This is a genomic window from Streptomyces albireticuli, assembly GCF_002192455.1.
Classification (GTDB): domain Bacteria; phylum Actinomycetota; class Actinomycetes; order Streptomycetales; family Streptomycetaceae; genus Streptomyces; species Streptomyces albireticuli_B.
Genome location: NZ_CP021744.1, coordinates 666,369 through 682,376, shown reverse-complemented (window position 1 = coordinate 682,376; position 16,008 = coordinate 666,369). Strand labels below are relative to the sequence as shown.

The following is a 16,008-nucleotide window of genomic DNA, read 5'->3' as shown; positions in this document are numbered from 1 at the left end:
GAGAGCACACCGTTCCGCTCCATCGAACCGCCGTGGATCTCCGGACGTCATCCGTCCGGCCCCGGCGGTGTGTCCCCTTTCCCTCGCGCGAGCCCACAGGCTCCCGCGCCACCGACTGCCGGCCCCACCGCGCCGCAGCCGACAAGGAGATCACGTGACCGAGCAGCTTCTCGACCTCACCCAGCACGAGATCCAGGCCCTGAAGACCCGGTACAACCTGGCCGACGCCCACACCCACCAGCAGCAGTCCGTGGGCCAGCGGCAGATCGTCTCCGCGCTGCCCGACCTGTGGTACGAGGCGGAGGCGACCCGTCAGGCGGATCTGGAGGACCGGTTCAAGGAGGTCTTCTTCCGGCTGCACGGCCAGAACAGCGTCCGCGCCGACACGACCATGCTCTCCTACGCGGCCTCCATATCGACGCTGGTCGCGGGCATGTACCTCAGGCAGCGCGAGATCAGCGTGAGCCTCGTCGAGCCGTGCTTCGACAACCTCCCGGACGTCCTCCACAACGTCGGCGTGCACCCCGTGCCGATCCCCGAGGACGCGCTGCACGACGCGGACCGGATCTACGACCGTCTCGTCGAGACCGTCAAGACCGACGCGCTCTTCCTCGTCGACCCCAACAACCCCACCGGCTTCAGCCTGCTCAGCCATGGCCGCAAGGGCTTCGAAGAGGTCATCCGCTTCTGTGTCGACCACGACAAGCTCTTCGTCGTCGACCTCTGCTTCGCCGCGTTCGCCCTCGCCGACCCGCGCTTCGGCCGCTTCGATCTCTACGAGCTCCTCGACACCTCCGGCGTCAGCTACATCGCCCTGGAGGACACCGGCAAGACCTGGCCGCTCCAGGACGCCAAGTGCGCCCTGCTCACCTGTAGCCGGGACCTCTACGAAGCTGTCTACAACATCCACACCAGCGTTCTTCTCGATGTCTCGCCGTTCGTCCTCAACTTCCTCGCCCGGTACGTGGAGGACTCCATCGAGGACGGCATGGCCTCGGTCCGCGATGTGATCACCCGCAACCGCGAGGCCGCGCAGAAGGCCCTCGCCGGCAGCCTGCTGGAGCACATCGAGCCGGCCGTCAACGTCAGCGTGGCGTGGTTCCGGATCACCGACGAGAAGATCAAGGCGACCGAGCTCCAGGCGCACCTCGCGCAGTACGAGGTCTACGTCCTGCCCGGCACCTACTTCTACTGGAGCGAGCCGGAGCGCGGCGAGCGCTACGTCCGCGTCGCCCTGGCCCGCGACCCCGGCGACTTCCGCGCCTCGGTGCAGCGCCTGCGCGAGGGAGTGGACAGCTATGGCGCCTGAGGTCTTCCTGGACGCCTCCTTGTTCATGGGCATGCACAGCACCGATCCCTCCTTACGCGCCGCCGCCACCGCGTTCTTCGCCGCCCACCTGGAGCGGCCCGTGGTGATGACGTACGAGGAGGTGGGGCGCTGCGACGACTACGTCTGGCGGTTCCCGCGCGAGGTGCAGGACGCCTATTACCCCTTCATGGACGTACTGCATTCCCTGATGCCCATCCGGCGCCGCGCCTACGACGCGGACGTCCTCGCCGCCCTGCCGGGGCTCCCCAGCCAGGCGGAAGAACTGCGTCCGCGCGACCGGCTGCTGCTCGCCTCGGTCGTCGCCGCCGGCGGTGAACTCGTCACCCTCAACCCCCGGCTCACCGCCCTGACCGGCCTCGGACTGCCCGTGCGGACGCCCGGCCCGGCCGCGGACCGCGGGATCTTCCCCGCCGACCTCGACAAGCTCTACGAGCAGTCCCTGGTACTGGAGGCCGACCATGCCGAGCTCTGAGCGCGCGGCGGCCGAACAGCGTCTCAGGGCGCTGCGCGGCACCGTGGTCCCCCTGGTCACCCCCGTCGGCGAGGACCGGCGCGTGAGCGCCCCCGACGTCGCCCGGCTGGTCGGGTCCCTGCGCGGACAGGTCGCCGGCTACATGCCCGCCCTGAGCACCGGCGAGGGCTGGCACCTGACGACCGCCCAGTGGACGGACGTCGTCCGGCTGACCGTGGAACACGCCGGCGGCGCGCCCGTCCTGGCCGGGGTGGAGCTGCCCGGGACCGACGCGATCGTGGCCCGCGCCGAGCTGGCCGCGGAGCTGGGCGCGGACGCCGTCGTCGTCCCCCCGCCGTGGTCCGAGGACGGCGGCACCGCCGCCACGGGCTTCGTGGAGCACTACACCACCGTCGTCGAGCGCAGCCCGCTGCCCGTGGTCGTCTACCACGAGAACGTGGTCTCCAAGGCCCCGCTGGACCTCGACGCGCTCCTGGAGGTGTGCTCCCTGCCCGGCGTCGTCGGCGTCAAGGAGTCCAGCGGCTCCGCGGAGTTCACCCGCAAGCTGCTCGAAGGCGGGCCCGCGGTCCCGGTCCTCCAGGGCTGGGAGCACCTGCTCTCCGCCGTGCCCGGTGTGCAGGGCTTCGTCGGGCCGCTCGCCAACCTCGACCCCGCGGCGTGCGACGAGGCCCTGTCCTCGCCCGGGCAGGACGCCCAGCAGCGGGTGGACGCCCTGTCCGAGCGGTACCGGCTGCTGGCGGACGACTGGTACCTGCACGTCAAGGAGGAACTGGTCCGCCGAGGCACCATCGGCACCGCCCTCGCCGTCAACTGAAGGCGCCCGTACGGGGCCGGCCCGCCCGGCCCCGTACTCCCACCGTCCGCACGTTCCCGCCCTGGAGTCCCCATGGCCACCACGACGGCCACTACGGCCGGCAGCCGCCTGTTCGTCCTCAACCGCACGATCCCCAGCCCCGAGGAGCTGCGCGAGCTCCACGACCTGGAGGAGCGGCTCATCGCGAGCCGCGCCCGGGAGATCGAGGCGGAAGCCCCCGTCATGGCCGACCGCGCGGCCCTCGGCCGCCATATGAAGGCGCTGCTGGAGGCGGAGAAGAACGATCCGCCGGAGTTCGAGCGCGTCATGGCCGAGGACCTCGACCGTGAGCAGTTCAAGGAGGTCGTCGCGCAGTTCGCCGTGGACGGCCTGACCGAGTCGGAGTCCTTCCTGCCGATCGTCTGGCGGCTGCCGAAGAAGGCCAAGATGGCCGTCTTCCGCGTCCTGGTCGACGAGTTCGGCTGCGGCAACCTCGACCAGGCGCACTTCAACATCTACCGCGACCTGATGACCGAACTGGGCATGTCCCTGGACGTCGACGACTACCTCGCCCGGACGAACGAGGAGACCTACGCCTACGTCAACACCTTCTTCTGGGCCGCCGCCCGGGCCCCCCGGCCCGAGTACTTCCTGGGCTGCCTGTGCTACCTGGAGTCCAGCATCCTCTACGCCTTCCAGTGCTTCGCGAACGCCGCGACGCGCCTGGAGCTGGCCGGCGCCCGCTACTACACCGAGCACCTGCACATCGACAACTTCCACGCCAAGGAACTCCAGGTGGCCATCCGGGAGTTCGACGCCGAGGCGGACCTGCACCCGGTCAAGGTCTGGACCGGCTTCAAGCTCGCCAGCGAGGTCATCGGCGGAGCCACCGAGGCGGCCGTCGCCTCCGCGCTGAAGGCGGGCTCGCATGGCTGAGGCGTCCGGCGCGCCCGGCGCCCCCCGGCCGTACTCCGTCGAGCAGATCAGCGAGGACCGCATCCGGGTGTGCGTCGGCGACCGCGAGTTCGAGGCCGACGCGTTCTGCCCGCACCGCAAGGGGCACATGGTCCACGGCTACGTCAACGTGGCCCGGCTGCGGATCACCTGCCCCCTGCACCACTCCAGCTACTCCCTGGAGACGGGCGAGGCCATCACCGGCCCCACCGCCACCCCGATGTGCGTGAAGGAGACCACCCCCTCGGCCGGCTGACGGCACGATGCGGGCCACGCGAGCGCCCGGCGCCCCGGAGGACCTCCGGCCGCGCCGGGCGCCTTCGCCGCGCCCCCGGCCTCAGTGCGACAGGTGCGCGGGCGTGTGGGTGAGCTCCTCGATGTCGACCCCGGCCTTCTCCAGCAGTTGCGCCGCGAGGTCGTGCAGCGCCCGCGCCGCCGCCACCTCCTCGCCGACCCGCTGCTGACCCGGGTCGTCGGGGTGGCGGTTGGTGACCCCGTGGGCCTTGAGCTCCGTGCCGTCGTGCATCCGCAGCACCGCCGCCGCCTGCGTCAACAATCCGGCCTCACGGAACTCCATCTCGACGTTGCACCTGACGATCGTCTCCATGGTGATCACACCTCCAGCGATTCACGGCTCCGCCCGGTGGGGAGCGCCGGGCCCGTCACCCGCCGCACCGCCGCGCCGCAGCAGCGCGACGACCTCCTCGTCCGTCGTCTGGGAGAAGTCCTGGTACCACTCGCCGACCGCGAAGAACACGGCCGGCGTCGTGAGGCAGATCAGCTCGTCCACCTGGGCGCGCAGCGCCTCGGCCGCGTCCGGGGCGGACACCGGCACCGCCAGCACCACCCGGGCGGCCCCATGGGCCCGTGCCACCCGGCAGGCGGCCGACGCCGTCGCGCCCGTCGCCACCCCGTCGTCGACCACGACGGCCGTACGGCCCTCCAGGGCGACCCGCGGCCGTCCGCCGCGGAACGTCCCGGCCTGCCGCGCGAGCCTGGCCTCCTCATGCGCCTGGATCTCGGCGAGGTCGTCCTCGCCGACCCGGCTCACCCGCATGATGTCGTCGTTGAGCACCCGCACACCGTCCTCGCCGACGGCGCCGAAGCCCACCTCCTCGTGGCGCGGCACACCGAGCTTGCGGACCAGGATCACGTCCAGCGGGGCGCCGAGCGCGCGGGCGACCTCGTAGGCCACCGGGACGCCGCCCCGGGGCAGCCCCAGTACGACGGGGGACTCGGCGCGCAGTGGTTCCAGCCGGTCGGCCAGCCGGCGGCCGGCGTCCACGCGGTCGCGGAACCTCATGATCCACCTCTGCCATACCTGCGATACATCCAATATGGCCAGATTCAGGCGGATAGTCCATGCGGGGAGGGGCGCGGGGGAGGGCTCAGAGCGCGGCCCGCACCCGTGCCGCGACCTCCGCCGCCTCCTCCTCCGACGCGTACCGCGTCCGGGGCCAGAAGAACCCCCGCAGCCCGTCCTTGCGGTTGCGCGGAACGACATGCACATGGAAATGCGGCACGGACTGGCTGACCCTGTTGTTGGCGGCCACGAAGGACCCCGCCGCGCCCATGCCGCGCTCCACCGCGCCCGCGATCCGCTGCACCCGGGTGAAGAACGGCCCCACCTCGTCCACCGGTAGATCGGTCAGCGTCTCGGCGTGCCGCCGCGGCACCACCAGCACATGCCCGGGGAAGAGCGGCCGGGCGTCCAGGAAGGCCACCGCCGTACCGTCCGCGAAGACCCGGTGACCGGCGGACTCGCCCGCCGCGATCGCGCAGAACACGCAGCCCGTGTCACCCATGACCTCACACCCCCGCTGGTGGCGTCCCCGCTGTCCCGGGGCAAGGATCATGCCATGCCCCTGCTCGTCGGAACCTCGGGATGGCAGTACAAGGACTGGCGCGGCGGCCTCTACCCCGGCGGCTGCCCCCAGCGGCTGTGGCTGGAGGAGTACGCCCGGCACTTCGCCACCGTCGAGAACAACGCCGCCTTCTACCGGCTGCCCACGCACGAGACCTTCGCCGACTGGCGCGACCGTACCCCGCCGGGGTTCCTCATGGCCGTCAAGGCCAGCCGCTACCTCACCCACATCAAGCGCCTCCGCGACCCCCAGGAACCGGTGGAACGCCTGATGCGGCACGCCGACGGCCTCGCCGACCGGCTCGGGCCCGTCCTCCTCCAGCTGCCTCCCACGCTCCGCGCCGACCCCGCCGCGCTGGACACCGCCCTCCGCTGCTTCCCCGCCGGCACCAGGGTCGCCGTCGAACCCCGCCACGACTCCTGGTGGACCGACGAGACCCGCGCCGTACTGGAGGCCCGCGGCGCCGCCCTCTGCTGGGCCGACCACGACTCCCGGCCGGTGACCCCGCTGTGGCGGACCGCTGACTGGGGATACGTACGGTTCCACTGCGGCCGGGCCGAACCGTGGCCGCGCTACGGCCGCCGCGCCCTCGACAGCTGGGCCCACCGGATCGCCGACCACTGGCCCGACCGTTCCGACACGTACGCCTACTTCAACAACGACCCCGGCGGCGCGGCCGTCCACGACGCCACCGCCTTCGCGCGGGCGATGGCACGCCTCGGGCGCACCGTGAGCCGCACCCCGCCCGTCCAGGTCTGAACCAGCGCCCCCACGGCGGCCCTCTTCCGCGCACATCGCCATGACCACGACGCGGATCCGGGAACGGGACGCGGGGCCGCGACGTCTCAGCCAGTGTGGCCCGAACGCGTACGGCCTCCGGGGGTGCCGTACGCGCGGGAAGGGGGGCGTTCGGCATGACGGAGGAGTCGCGGAACCGCTTACTGGCAGGGCGGTACCGCCTGATCGACGAACTGGGCAGCGGAGGCATGGGCGTCGTCTGGCGCGCCCGCGACGAGCTGCTCGGCCGGGAGGTCGCGGCCAAGGAGGTCCAGGCACCGGCCCACCTGCGCGACCACGACGTACGGATCCTGTACGCCCGCCTGAACCAGGAGGCCAGGGCCGCCGCGCAGATCAACCACCCGAACGTCATCACCGTCCACGACGTCGTCGAGGAGGACGGCCGTCCGTGGATCGTCATGGAGCTCGTGCGCGGCCGCTCGCTCGCCGAGATCCTCCAGCGCGACGGGGTGCTCGACCCCAAGGCGGCGGCCCGGATCGGCTCGATGGTCCTCCAGGGCCTGCGCAGCGCCCACGCCGCCGGCATCCTGCACCGCGACGTCAAACCGGCGAACGTCCTGGTGGAGCCGGGCGGCCGGGCCGTCCTCACCGACTTCGGCATCGCCCTGATCGAGGGCTCCAACACCCTCACCCGCACCGGCGACCTGGTGGGCTCCCCGGACTTCCTCGCGCCGGAGCGCGCGCGGGGCGAGCGTCCGGGCGCCCCCTCCGACCTGTGGTCGCTGGGCGCGACCCTCTACGCGGTGATCGAGGGCGTGTCGCCCTTCCGCCGGACGACCGCGCTGGGCACCCTCCAGGCCGTCGTCCAGGACGACCTGCCGCCGCCCAGGCTCGCGGGCCCCCTCACCCCGCTCCTGGAAGGGCTGCTGCGCAAGGACCCGGGGGAGCGGATGGGCTCCGTGGAGGCCCAGCGGCTGCTCGACGCCGTCGCGGCCGGGCACATGACCACCCGGGCGGGCCTGACCGAGGTGGACCCCGGCGGGCGGTACGTGCCGACGGCCGTCGGCACGCCCGCCCCGGCACCGGTGTCCGCCCCCACGGCGAACGCCACGTCCGGCCCCGTCCCGATGCCGGCGCCGGTACCCGTTCCGGTCGCCGCGCACACCCCCTTCCCCACGCCTATGCCCACGCCGGTGCGGACGGGGGGCATCGTCTTCCCGCTCCCCGTCCCCGATCCGGCCGCGCCCGACCGGCGCCGCCTGGTGGCGCTCTTCCTCGGGTCGCTGCTGGCCCTGTTGCTCATCGGGGGAGGGGCCGCGGCGATGATGGCCGCCCGGGGCACGGGGGAGACGGGGAGCTCCGGCGGCACGACCACGGGCACCCCCGCGCCCTCGAAGGGCGCCGGGGCCCCGGCGGGTTCGGGTACGTCGGAGGAACCGACCCCCGCCCCGCCCAAGCCCACCCCCGGAAGCACGGGTTACTCCTGCGGAACGGGCGGGTGGCTGGAGACCTGCGCGCCGGGATGACCTTCCAGGGACATGCGGACAAGCGCTGACGCGGTACGCGTGCTGACGCGGTACGAGCACGGCAGGAAACGACCACAGATCGGCTATCGGGGGTAAACGCATGCGGCAGGTGACCGTCCGGACCGTCTCTCTCCTCACGGTGACCGCCCTGCTCGGGGGCGTCGGCGTGGCGGGATGTACGAACAAGCAGAAGAGGCAGGCCGTGGAGCTCGTCCTGGAGGCCGCGGGGGTGATAGGCGTCGACCCGTTCCTGGAACATCCGGACATCGACCTCCGGAACGTCAACTCACCGTCCCACGGCGGCGGAACCATGGCGGTGGACGCCCGCGGCACGTTCGGCGGCACGCGCGGCTCCACCCGCTGCGACAAGGCCCTGCTGATCAAGGGGATCACCCAGGACCCGGCCAGGGCCAGGGCCTGGGCCGGGGTGCGCAATCTGGACCCGAGCCGGATCCCCGCGTACATCAACAGTCTGACGGAGGTCAATCTGGAGTACGACACCCTGGTCAAGAACCACAACTACCAGGGGGACGGCCGGATCAGGGGCTATCTGTCGGTGCTTCAGAAGGGCGTGGTGGTCCTCAACGACCCGCTCACGGGACCGGCCGTCAAGTGCACGTGCGGGAACCCGCTCACGGGCCCGGACCGCACGGTCGACCTGAAGGCGGTGACGTACAAGGGGGAGCGCTGGGAGACCTTCACCAGCGTGGAGATCACGGTCATCGCGCCGAGGCCCAAGGAGAAGGGGCCGGTCAAGGAGCTCCAGCTCGTCGATCCCTTCGAGAGCGGCAAGGCGTTCGACCGCGCGGTCGGGAGCGACGGCAAGCGGGACTCCAAGGAGTTCGCGTGGGAGCCGCCGCCGCGGCCCGTTCCCTCGAAGGAGCCCCCGCGCATCGTGCCGCCCGGCGCCTCGGACGCGCCACCGGCGTCCGGTTCGGCCGGGTCCGGCTCCCAAGGGCCCGGTTCTCAAGGACCTGGCTCCCAGGGGCCTGGATCTCAAGGCCCCGGATCCGACGGGCCCGGTACGAAGGGGCCTGGATCTGGATCCCAAGGGCCCGGTTCCCGTGGCCCCGGTTCGCCCGTTCCGCCCACGGGAGGCGGTTCCTCGAAGAACCCGGTCCCGCCGGAGAAGGGCACGTCCCCGGCGACCAAGCAGCCGCTGGAAGGCCCGAAACAGCCGTCCGATCCGCCGAAGAAGCCGCCGGCCACGTCGAATCAGCCTCCGCCGGACGTCAAGCCACCGGCCGGCGGGTCCAAGCAGCCCCCTTCCGAGCCCAAGCCGCCGCCCGCAGACCCGAAGCCGCCTCCCGCCCAGCCCAAGCAGCCTCCCGCCGAGCCGAAGCAGCCCCCCGCGGAGCAGAAGCAGCCTCCGGCCCAGCCCAAGCAGCCTCCCGCGGAACCCAAGCAACCCCCGGCGGAGCAGAAGCAGCCACCGGCCGAACCCAAGCAGCCCGCCGGCGGTGCCCCCGGCGCCCAATCCTCGTGAAGGCGCGGTAACCGGGATATTCCGCCGCCAGGGTACGTTGGGACCCTGCAAGGACGGGACTGTTCACAGGGGTGGAGTATGGCGATGCAGAAGGGCACCAACGTCCGGATTCCGGCGGCCGCGGTGCGCGTCGAGCTGGGCTGGCGCACGGGCCCCGGGATACCGGACGTGGACGCCTCCGCGCTGCTGCTGTCCGCGGGCAAGGTCCGCTCGGACGCGGACTTCGTCTTCTACAACCAGGCGGTGCACTCCTCCGGCGCGGTGCGCCACGAGGGCAAGCGCCCGGCGGGTGACGCGGTGACGGACGCCCTGTCGGTCGACCTCGCCTCCGTGGAGCCCTCGATCGAGACCGTGGTCCTCGCGGCCTCCGCCGACGGCGGCACCTTCGGCCAGGTGCCCGGCCTGCACATCCGGGTGCTCGACACGGCGTCCGGCGCGGAGCTCGCCCGCTTCGACAGCTCGGACGCCACGGTCGAGACCGCGTACGTCCTCGGCGAGCTCTACCGCCGCCAGGGCGAGTGGAAGTTCCGGGCCGTCGGGCAGGGCTACAGCAGCGGTCTGGAGGGTCTGGCGACCGACTTCGGGATCACCGTCGACGAGCCGCAGCAGGCAGCGCCCGCCGCCGCCCCGGCCCCGGTGCACGAGCGGCCGGGTACGCACACGCCGCCCGCCCCGGCGCCCGTGCCGCCGGCGCCCGCCGCGCCGCCCGCGCCCCAGCCCGTACGCCTGACGAAGGTCACGCTCACCAAGGAGGCCCCGGCGGTCTCCCTCACCAAGCAGGGCGGCACCTCCGGGTCGCTGCGCGTCAACCTCAACTGGGAGGTGCAGAAGCAGTTCAAGGGCTGGGGCCAGCGGCTCGGCAAGGCCATGGCCATGCACTCCGACCTCGACCTCGACCTCGGTGCCCTGTTCGAGCTGCGGGACGGCAGCAAGGGCGTGATCCAGGCACTCGGGAACTCCTTCGGCTCCCTCCACCAGCCGCCCTTCATCCACCTCGACGGCGACGACCGGACCGGATCGGTGGCGTCCGGCGAGAACCTCACCGTCAACCTCGACCACATCGCGGACTTCCGCCGCATCCTCGTCTTCGTGACGATCTACGAGGGCGCCCGGAGCTTCGCCAACCTCAACGCCACCGTCACCCTCCAGCCGCAGCACGGCGCCGCCATCGACTTCTCGCTCGACGAGTGCACCGTGCCCTCCAACGTCTGCGCGCTGGCCCTGATCACCAACAACGGCGGCGACCTCGTCGTCCAGCGCGAGGCCCGCTACCTGGTGCCCGACCGCGGCGTCAGCCCGCAGCGCACGCTGGACCGGGCGTACGGCTGGGGCATGAACTGGACGCCCGGCCGGAAGTGACCCGCACGGGCCCGGTCAGGGCGCGGCCTCGGGGCGGGCGTACGTCCGCCCCTTCCAGGCCGCGCCCCGGCCGCGGTGGTGCTGCACCGCGGAGTCCACGGTCATCAGCAGATACAGCAGGGCCGTGAACGGCAGCAGCGGCGCCAGCGCGACCGGCTGCCGGTAATAACGCAGCATCGGGACGTACGTGCCCGCCATCACCGCCCACGCCGCGGCCCCCGCGGCCAGCGGGGCACCGTCACCCGCCAGCGCGCCGGCCGCCACGGCCACCGGCGGCACCAGATACACCACCGCCAGGCCGGCGACCGTGCCCGCCAGCAGCAGCGGGTTGTGCCGCAGCTGGGTGTACGCGCTGCGCGAGATCATGCGCCACAGCTGGCCGAGGCGCGGGTAGGGCCGGACGCTGTCCACCCGGTCGGCGAGTCCCAGCCAGATCCGGCCGCCCGCCCGCCGCACGGCCCGGGCCGTGGAGACGTCGTCGATCACCGCGTGCCGGACGCTGTCCGGGACCCCGGCCCGCTCCGCCGCCTCCCACCGCAGCAGGACGCACCCGCCGGCCGCCGCCGTGGTCCGCGCGCCGGGGCGGTTGATCCAGCGGAACGGGTAGAGCTGGGCGAAGAAATAGACGAACGCCGGGACGATCAGCCGTTCCCAGGCCGTCGCCACCCGCAGCCGGGCCATCTGCGACACCAGGTCCAGGCCGCCCGAGGAGGCCGCCGCCACCAGCTCCCGCAGGCTGTCCGGACGGTGCGCGATGTCCGCGTCGGTCAGCAGCAGGAACTCGGCGTCCGTACGGGCACGGGCGAGGGCCATGCCGTGCCGCACCGCCCACAGCTTGCCCGTCCAGCCGGGCGGCGGCTCGCCGGGGGAGTCCACCGTCAGCGCCAGCCCGCCGTGCTCCCGGGCCAGGGCACGGGCCACCTCGCCGGTGCCGTCCACGCTGCCGTCGTCGACGAGGAAGACCTCCGCCCGCCCCGGATAGTCCTGCGCGAGGAGCGAGGGCAGGCTCGCCGGCAGCACCCCGGCCTCGTCCCGGGCCGGCACCACCACGGCGACCGGAGGCCATCGCTCGGGGTCGGCGCGCCGCGGCAGCCGCACGTCCGTGCGCCAGAAGAAGCCCTGGCCCAGCAGCAGCCACAGCCACGCGGCCAGTGAAGCGAAGGTGATCCACGTCAGCACGGTCACCCTCCGCAGTCTGCCCCACAGGGGGACGCTCGCGCGGGTGATCGACGCTCATCCATTAAAGTGACCGGGTGAAGATCGCGCTCATCGACTCCGGTATCGGCCTCCTGGCTGCCGCGGCAACCGTCCACCGGCTGCGCCCCGACGCCGATCTCGTCCTGTCCGGGGACCCCGCCAGCATGCCCTGGGGCCCCCGTACCCCCGAGGACCTCACCGCACACGCGCTGGCCTGCGCCCGCGCCGCCGCCGCGCACCGCCCCGACGCCCTGATCGTCGCCTGCAACACCGCCTCCGTCCACGCCCTGGACGCCATACGTGCCGAGCTGGAGCCGGAGCTGCCGGTCATCGGGACCGTACCGGCGATCAAGCCCGCCGCGGCCGCCGGCGGCCCGGTGGCGATCTGGGCCACCCCGGCGACCACCGGCAGCCCGTACCAGCGCGGCCTGATCCGCGACTTCGCGGCGGGCGTCGAGGTGACCGAGGTGCCCTGCCCGGGCCTCGCCGACGCCGTGGAGCGCGCCGACTCGGCGGCCATCGACGCCGCCGTGGCGGCCGCCGCCGCCCTCACGCCGCCCGGCACCCGGGACCTCGTCCTGGGCTGCACCCACTACGAGCTGGTCGACGACCGCATCCGCGCGGCCGTCCAGCCCCGGCTCGGCCCCGAGGCGCCGGAGCTCGTCCTGCACGGCTCGGCCCCGGCCGTCGCCGCCCAGGCCCTGCGCCGGGCGGGCACCGCGCCCGACCCCGACGCCCCGCCGACGGGCCGGCTGACCGTGCTGCTCAGCGGGCGCGAGGGGGTCCTCCAGCCGGCCGCGCTCGCCTACCGCGAGGGCCGCTCGCTCGTCGAGGCCGCCGCGGCTCGTTCCTGACACCCGATCCGGTTCCGTCCGGGCCGGCCCGCGCATCACCCCTGCCACGGGCGCGGAAGATGAGTAGGCTGCCTCATATGAGGGACCACTCCAAGGGCCCGCAGGGCCACGAGGACGACGAGAAGCCCACCGCCGGACCGGACGCGGTCGGTACCCCTTCCCCGGCCGACAGCGCCGGTGATCTCGCGGTCTGGACCGGACGTGCGACCAACCGGATCCAGTGGCTGCTGGCCGTCGCCGGCGCCGCCTGCCTGGCGCTGGGCGTCGAGCTGGCCGTCGACAGCGCGTGGACCTCGGGTCTGGCCCCTCTCGTCATGGCGGTCGTCGGCTGCGTCGCGGCCGGGCTCCTGATGCTCTACGGCACCCTCGCGTTCGTCCATGTGGCCGTACGGGTGGACACCGAGGCGCTGGAGGTCCGCTGCGGCCACATCGGCGTGCCCCGGACCCGCATCCCGCTCGCCCACGTCGTCGGCGCCGACTTCGCCCCGCGCGTCACCCCGCGCCAGTGGGGCGGCTGGGGCTACCGCTGGCGCCCCGAGAAGGGCACCGCCGTGGTCGTGCGGCGCGGCGAGGGCTTCGTGGTCCGGCTCGGCGACGGCCGGTCGTTCACCGTCACCGTCGACGACGCGGAAGCCGCCGTTCAGGTGATCCGCAGGGGTCTGCGCCTGGCGGCGGGCCGCCGGGCCGCCGCCTGACCGCCCTCCGGCCCACCGGAGCGTGGCCGGAGGCGATCACCGGGGCCGTTAGGCTCGACGCATGCCCACCCCGCACTTCATCCGCGAGATCCGCGAGAGCATCGGCAACCAGCTCCTGTGGATGCCCGGCGTCAGCGCCATCGTCCTCGACGACCAGGACCGCATCCTCCTCGGCCGCCGTTCGGACACCGGCGAGTGGTCGATCATCGGCGGCATCCCCGAGCCGGGCGAGCAGCCCGCCACGGCGATCGTGCGCGAGGTCTACGAGGAGACCGCCGTCCGCTGCGTCCCGGAGCGGGTCCTGCTCGTCGAGGCGCTGGAGCGCGTCACCTACCCCAACGGCGACGTGTGCCAGTTCATGGACGTCTGCTTCCTGTGCCGCGCGGTGGGTGGCGAGGCCCGCGTCAACGACGACGAGTCCCTGGAGGTGGGCTGGTTCGAGGCGGACTCCCTGCCGGCCATGGAGAGCTTCGCCGTGAGCCGCATCAAGCAGGCCACGGAGGGCGGACCGACCTGGTTCGAGGGCATCGGCAAGAGGTGAGCCGCCCGGCGCGGCCGGCGGGCCTCAGGACGCCACCAGGCGCACGGGCAGCCGCTCCGGCGCCAGCACGGCCCTGACCGCCGGCCGGACGACGGCGCCGGGCACGGGCCGGAGCTCCCAGCGCGCCACCAGCGTGGCCAGCGTCATCGTGGCCTCGGTCAGGGCGAACGCCTCGCCGATGCACCGGTGCGCGCCGAGGCCGAACGGCATGTACGTGCGATGCCGCGCGGCCGCCGCACCGCCGCCGGACCCCTCGGCCCAGCGGTCCGGGAGGAAGCGGTGCGGCTCGGGGTACAGATCGGCGCGCCGGTGCAGGACGTAAGGGCAGAACACCACCGCGCTGCCCACCGGGAGACGGCGTCCCGCCAGGGACGTCTCGCGCGTGGTGATACGAGGGACGAGCCAGGCCGGCGGGTAGAGCCGCAGCGCCTCGGTGAGGACGCGGCCGGTCACCGTCAGCCGGGGGACGTCCTCCAGCGTGGCGACGCGCCCCCCGAGCACCGTCCGCGCCTCCTCGCGCAGCCGGCGCCCGGCACCGGGGTGCCGGGTGAGGAGATGGCAGGACCAGGCGAGCGCGGCGGCGGTGGTCTCGGAACCGGCGAGGACCAGCGCGGTGACCTGGTCGTGGACGTCCGGGTCGGGCAGCGGCGAGCCGTCCGCCGTCCGGGCGGCGACCAGGTGGGACAGTACGTTCCTGGCGTCGGCGGGCGTCCCGGCCCGGTGGGCGGTGATCAGCCGGCCCGCCTGGGCGCGCCACTGCTCCAGTGCCCGGCCGTAACGCAGGTTGCCGGGCGTCGGCAGCCGGCCCGCCCACGGCATCAGCGACTGCCGGTAGACACCCTTGAGGAAGACCGCCAGGGCCTGGTGGAGCTCCTGCGCGGCGGCGGGCGTCAGATCCGAGGCGAACAGGGCCCGCACCGTCGTCCTGGTGGTCAGCGCGAACAGCTCCTCCGCGAGATCCACCTCCAGACCGTCGCGCCAGCCGTCCACCGTCTCCGCGATCGTCCGCCGCATCACTGCGGCGTACCGCTCCAGGTGATCCGGGCGGAAGGCCGGCTGGAGCATGTGCCGCTGCGCCCGGTGGTCGGCGTACGGGCAGGTGGCCAGCCCGTTGCCCATCGCCCGCCGGGACCCCTCGTACGAGGGGCCGTCGCGGTCGTACGTCCGGTCGTCGGTGAGCACCGCGCGGGCGAGCTCGGGGTGGCAGAGGACGAGGAACGGGCGGCGGCCGATGCGGATCTCGACCAGGTCGCCGTGGCGCGGCAGATCCGTCAGGAAGGGCAGCGGCGCCCTGTACAGCCGTGCCAGATGTCCCGTCAGGGGCCGCGCTCCCGGTGCGCGTCCGGCCCGCAGGCCGGCGTCGGGCGCGCGTTCGCGGTCGTGGTGGGTCACCGTGAACCTCCAGGCGCGGCGTGGCGCGGGCAGCCGGTGCGGCCACCGTAGCGAAGCGGTGGCGGCGGAGGGCACCGGCGCACCGGTGGCCGGCCCGCTCTCAGTCCGCCTCCGGACCGCCCGCCGGTGCCTTGGCGGTGCGGCGGCCGCGCAGCAGCTCCAGCGCGAGCGGCAGCAGGGAGAGCAGCACGATGGCGCCGACGATCGGCAGGAGGTAGCGGTCGACGTCCGGCACCGCCGAGCCCAGGGCGTACCCCCCGAGGATCAGCCCGACCGTCCACACCAGGCCACCGGTCGTCTGCCAGAGCGCGAAGGTGCGCGGCGGCACGCCCAGGGCGCCCGCCAGGGGGTTGAGGACGGTGCGCACCACCGGCACGAAGCGCGCCAGCACGATCGCGCGGGCGTGCCCGTAGCGCTCCAGGAGCTCCTCCGCCCGCGCGGCGCCCTCGTGCAGCCGGCGGTTGCGCGACCGGGTGAGCAGGGCACGGCCGCCGCGGCGCCCGAGGACGTACCCGCACTGCGCGCCGACCAGCGCCCCGACCACCGCGGCGGCCAGGACCTGCGCCAGATCCAGCCGCGGCCCGGAGTGCGCCCCCGCCCGCGACAGCAGGCCGGCGGTGAACAGCAGCGAGTCCCCGGGCAGGAAGAAGCCGATCAGCAGACCGGTCTCGGCGAAGAGCACCACGGCGATGCCGAGCGCGCCGAAGGCCGCCAGCAGTGAGGAGGCGTCGAGGAGATTGACCGCGAGGGCGGTGGGCTGTGCGAGCACGGGTGTGTGGCCTCCCATGTGACCGTCGTGACCGTCG

General features: G+C 73.5%; 17 protein-coding genes and 1 pseudogene. 12 read left to right on the top strand and 6 right to left on the bottom strand.

The window, feature by feature from the left end; genetic code table 11:
• Positions 1-154 precede the first annotated feature (154 nt).
• From SMD11_RS02970 to SMD11_RS02950, 5 genes are all read left to right on the top strand, one after another.
• Complete coding sequence (locus SMD11_RS02970) at positions 155-1,309, top strand: pyridoxal phosphate-dependent aminotransferase (RefSeq protein ID WP_087924922.1); 1,155 nt, start codon at positions 155-157, stop codon at positions 1,307-1,309.
• Complete coding sequence (locus SMD11_RS02965) at positions 1,299-1,802, top strand: DUF6190 family protein (protein WP_087924921.1); 504 nt, start codon at positions 1,299-1,301, stop codon at positions 1,800-1,802. Before SMD11_RS02970 ends, SMD11_RS02965 begins: the two co-directional genes overlap by 11 nt.
• A complete protein-coding gene (locus SMD11_RS02960; RefSeq protein ID WP_087924920.1) occupies positions 1,789-2,616 on the top strand; it encodes a dihydrodipicolinate synthase family protein in 828 nt (275 codons plus the stop codon). Before SMD11_RS02965 ends, SMD11_RS02960 begins: the two co-directional genes overlap by 14 nt.
• 72 nt (positions 2,617-2,688) lie before the next feature.
• Positions 2,689-3,531, top strand: a complete 843-nt coding sequence (locus tag SMD11_RS02955) for an iron-containing redox enzyme family protein (protein WP_087924919.1) — start codon at positions 2,689-2,691, stop codon at positions 3,529-3,531.
• Positions 3,524-3,805 carry a Rieske (2Fe-2S) protein gene (locus SMD11_RS02950; protein ID WP_087924918.1) on the top strand — a complete coding sequence of 94 codons (282 nt, stop codon included), beginning with the start codon at positions 3,524-3,526 and terminating at the stop codon, positions 3,803-3,805. Before SMD11_RS02955 ends, SMD11_RS02950 begins: the two co-directional genes overlap by 8 nt.
• Positions 3,806-3,886: 81 nt before the next feature.
• Here the strand turns inward: SMD11_RS02950 and SMD11_RS02945 are convergent, their stop codons facing one another.
• The 3 genes and pseudogenes from SMD11_RS02945 to SMD11_RS02935 form a co-directional block, all read right to left on the bottom strand.
• Positions 3,887-4,156, bottom strand: coding sequence for a DUF1876 domain-containing protein (locus tag SMD11_RS02945; protein ID WP_087930250.1), 270 nt, complete (start codon positions 4,154-4,156; stop codon positions 3,887-3,889).
• A 42-nt stretch (positions 4,157-4,198) separates the two neighbouring features.
• A pseudogene (locus tag SMD11_RS02940) lies at positions 4,199-4,852 on the bottom strand (phosphoribosyltransferase); the annotation flags it as partial.
• An 85-nt stretch (positions 4,853-4,937) separates the two neighbouring features.
• Positions 4,938-5,354: an HIT family protein gene (locus tag SMD11_RS02935; RefSeq protein WP_087924916.1), complete on the bottom strand. Its 417-nt coding sequence runs from the start codon at positions 5,352-5,354 to the stop codon at positions 4,938-4,940.
• 54 nt (positions 5,355-5,408) lie between these two features.
• On the opposite strand from SMD11_RS02935, the gene SMD11_RS02930 reads away from it, so the two are divergent.
• The 4 genes from SMD11_RS02930 (at position 5,409) to SMD11_RS02915 (ending at position 10,523) form a co-directional block, all read left to right on the top strand.
• Positions 5,409-6,173 (top strand): DUF72 domain-containing protein, encoded by a 765-nt coding sequence (locus tag SMD11_RS02930; protein WP_087924915.1) that lies wholly within the window; start codon positions 5,409-5,411, stop codon positions 6,171-6,173.
• 155 nt (positions 6,174-6,328) lie between these two features.
• The gene (locus tag SMD11_RS02925; protein WP_087924914.1) at positions 6,329-7,678 is read left to right on the top strand and encodes a serine/threonine-protein kinase; all 1,350 of its coding nucleotides are present in this window, start codon (positions 6,329-6,331) and stop codon (positions 7,676-7,678) included.
• A 100-nt stretch (positions 7,679-7,778) separates the two neighbouring features.
• A complete protein-coding gene (locus tag SMD11_RS36790; RefSeq protein ID WP_087924913.1) occupies positions 7,779-9,164 on the top strand; it encodes a DUF6777 domain-containing protein in 1,386 nt (461 codons plus the stop codon).
• A gap of 78 nt (positions 9,165-9,242) precedes the next feature.
• A complete protein-coding gene (locus SMD11_RS02915; RefSeq protein ID WP_087924912.1) occupies positions 9,243-10,523 on the top strand; it encodes a TerD family protein in 1,281 nt (426 codons plus the stop codon).
• Positions 10,524-10,538: 15 nt separating this feature from the next.
• Here SMD11_RS02915 and SMD11_RS02910 read toward each other — a convergent pair whose 3' ends face one another.
• A complete protein-coding gene (locus SMD11_RS02910; protein WP_087924911.1) occupies positions 10,539-11,708 on the bottom strand; it encodes a glycosyltransferase in 1,170 nt (389 codons plus the stop codon).
• A 68-nt stretch (positions 11,709-11,776) separates the two neighbouring features.
• On the opposite strand from SMD11_RS02910, the gene SMD11_RS02905 reads away from it, so the two are divergent.
• The 3 genes from SMD11_RS02905 (at position 11,777) to SMD11_RS02895 (ending at position 13,810) form a co-directional block, all read left to right on the top strand.
• On the top strand, positions 11,777-12,574 hold the full coding sequence (locus tag SMD11_RS02905; RefSeq protein ID WP_087924910.1) for a glutamate racemase: 798 nt from the start codon (positions 11,777-11,779) through the stop codon (positions 12,572-12,574).
• 77 nt (positions 12,575-12,651) lie between these two features.
• The gene (locus SMD11_RS02900) at positions 12,652-13,269 is read left to right on the top strand and encodes a hypothetical protein (protein ID WP_199843783.1); all 618 of its coding nucleotides are present in this window, start codon (positions 12,652-12,654) and stop codon (positions 13,267-13,269) included.
• 61 nt (positions 13,270-13,330) lie between these two features.
• A complete protein-coding gene (locus tag SMD11_RS02895; RefSeq protein ID WP_087924908.1) occupies positions 13,331-13,810 on the top strand; it encodes an NUDIX hydrolase in 480 nt (159 codons plus the stop codon).
• Positions 13,811-13,834: 24 nt separating this feature from the next.
• Here the strand turns inward: SMD11_RS02895 and SMD11_RS02890 are convergent, their stop codons facing one another.
• Complete coding sequence (locus SMD11_RS02890; RefSeq protein ID WP_159395201.1) at positions 13,835-15,202, bottom strand: cytochrome P450; 1,368 nt, start codon at positions 15,200-15,202, stop codon at positions 13,835-13,837.
• Positions 15,203-15,302: 100 nt separating this feature from the next.
• Entirely contained in the window at positions 15,303-15,989 is a 687-nt protein-coding gene (locus tag SMD11_RS02885) for a DedA family protein (RefSeq protein ID WP_087924906.1), read from the bottom strand.
• Positions 15,990-16,008: the final 19 nt, after the last annotated feature.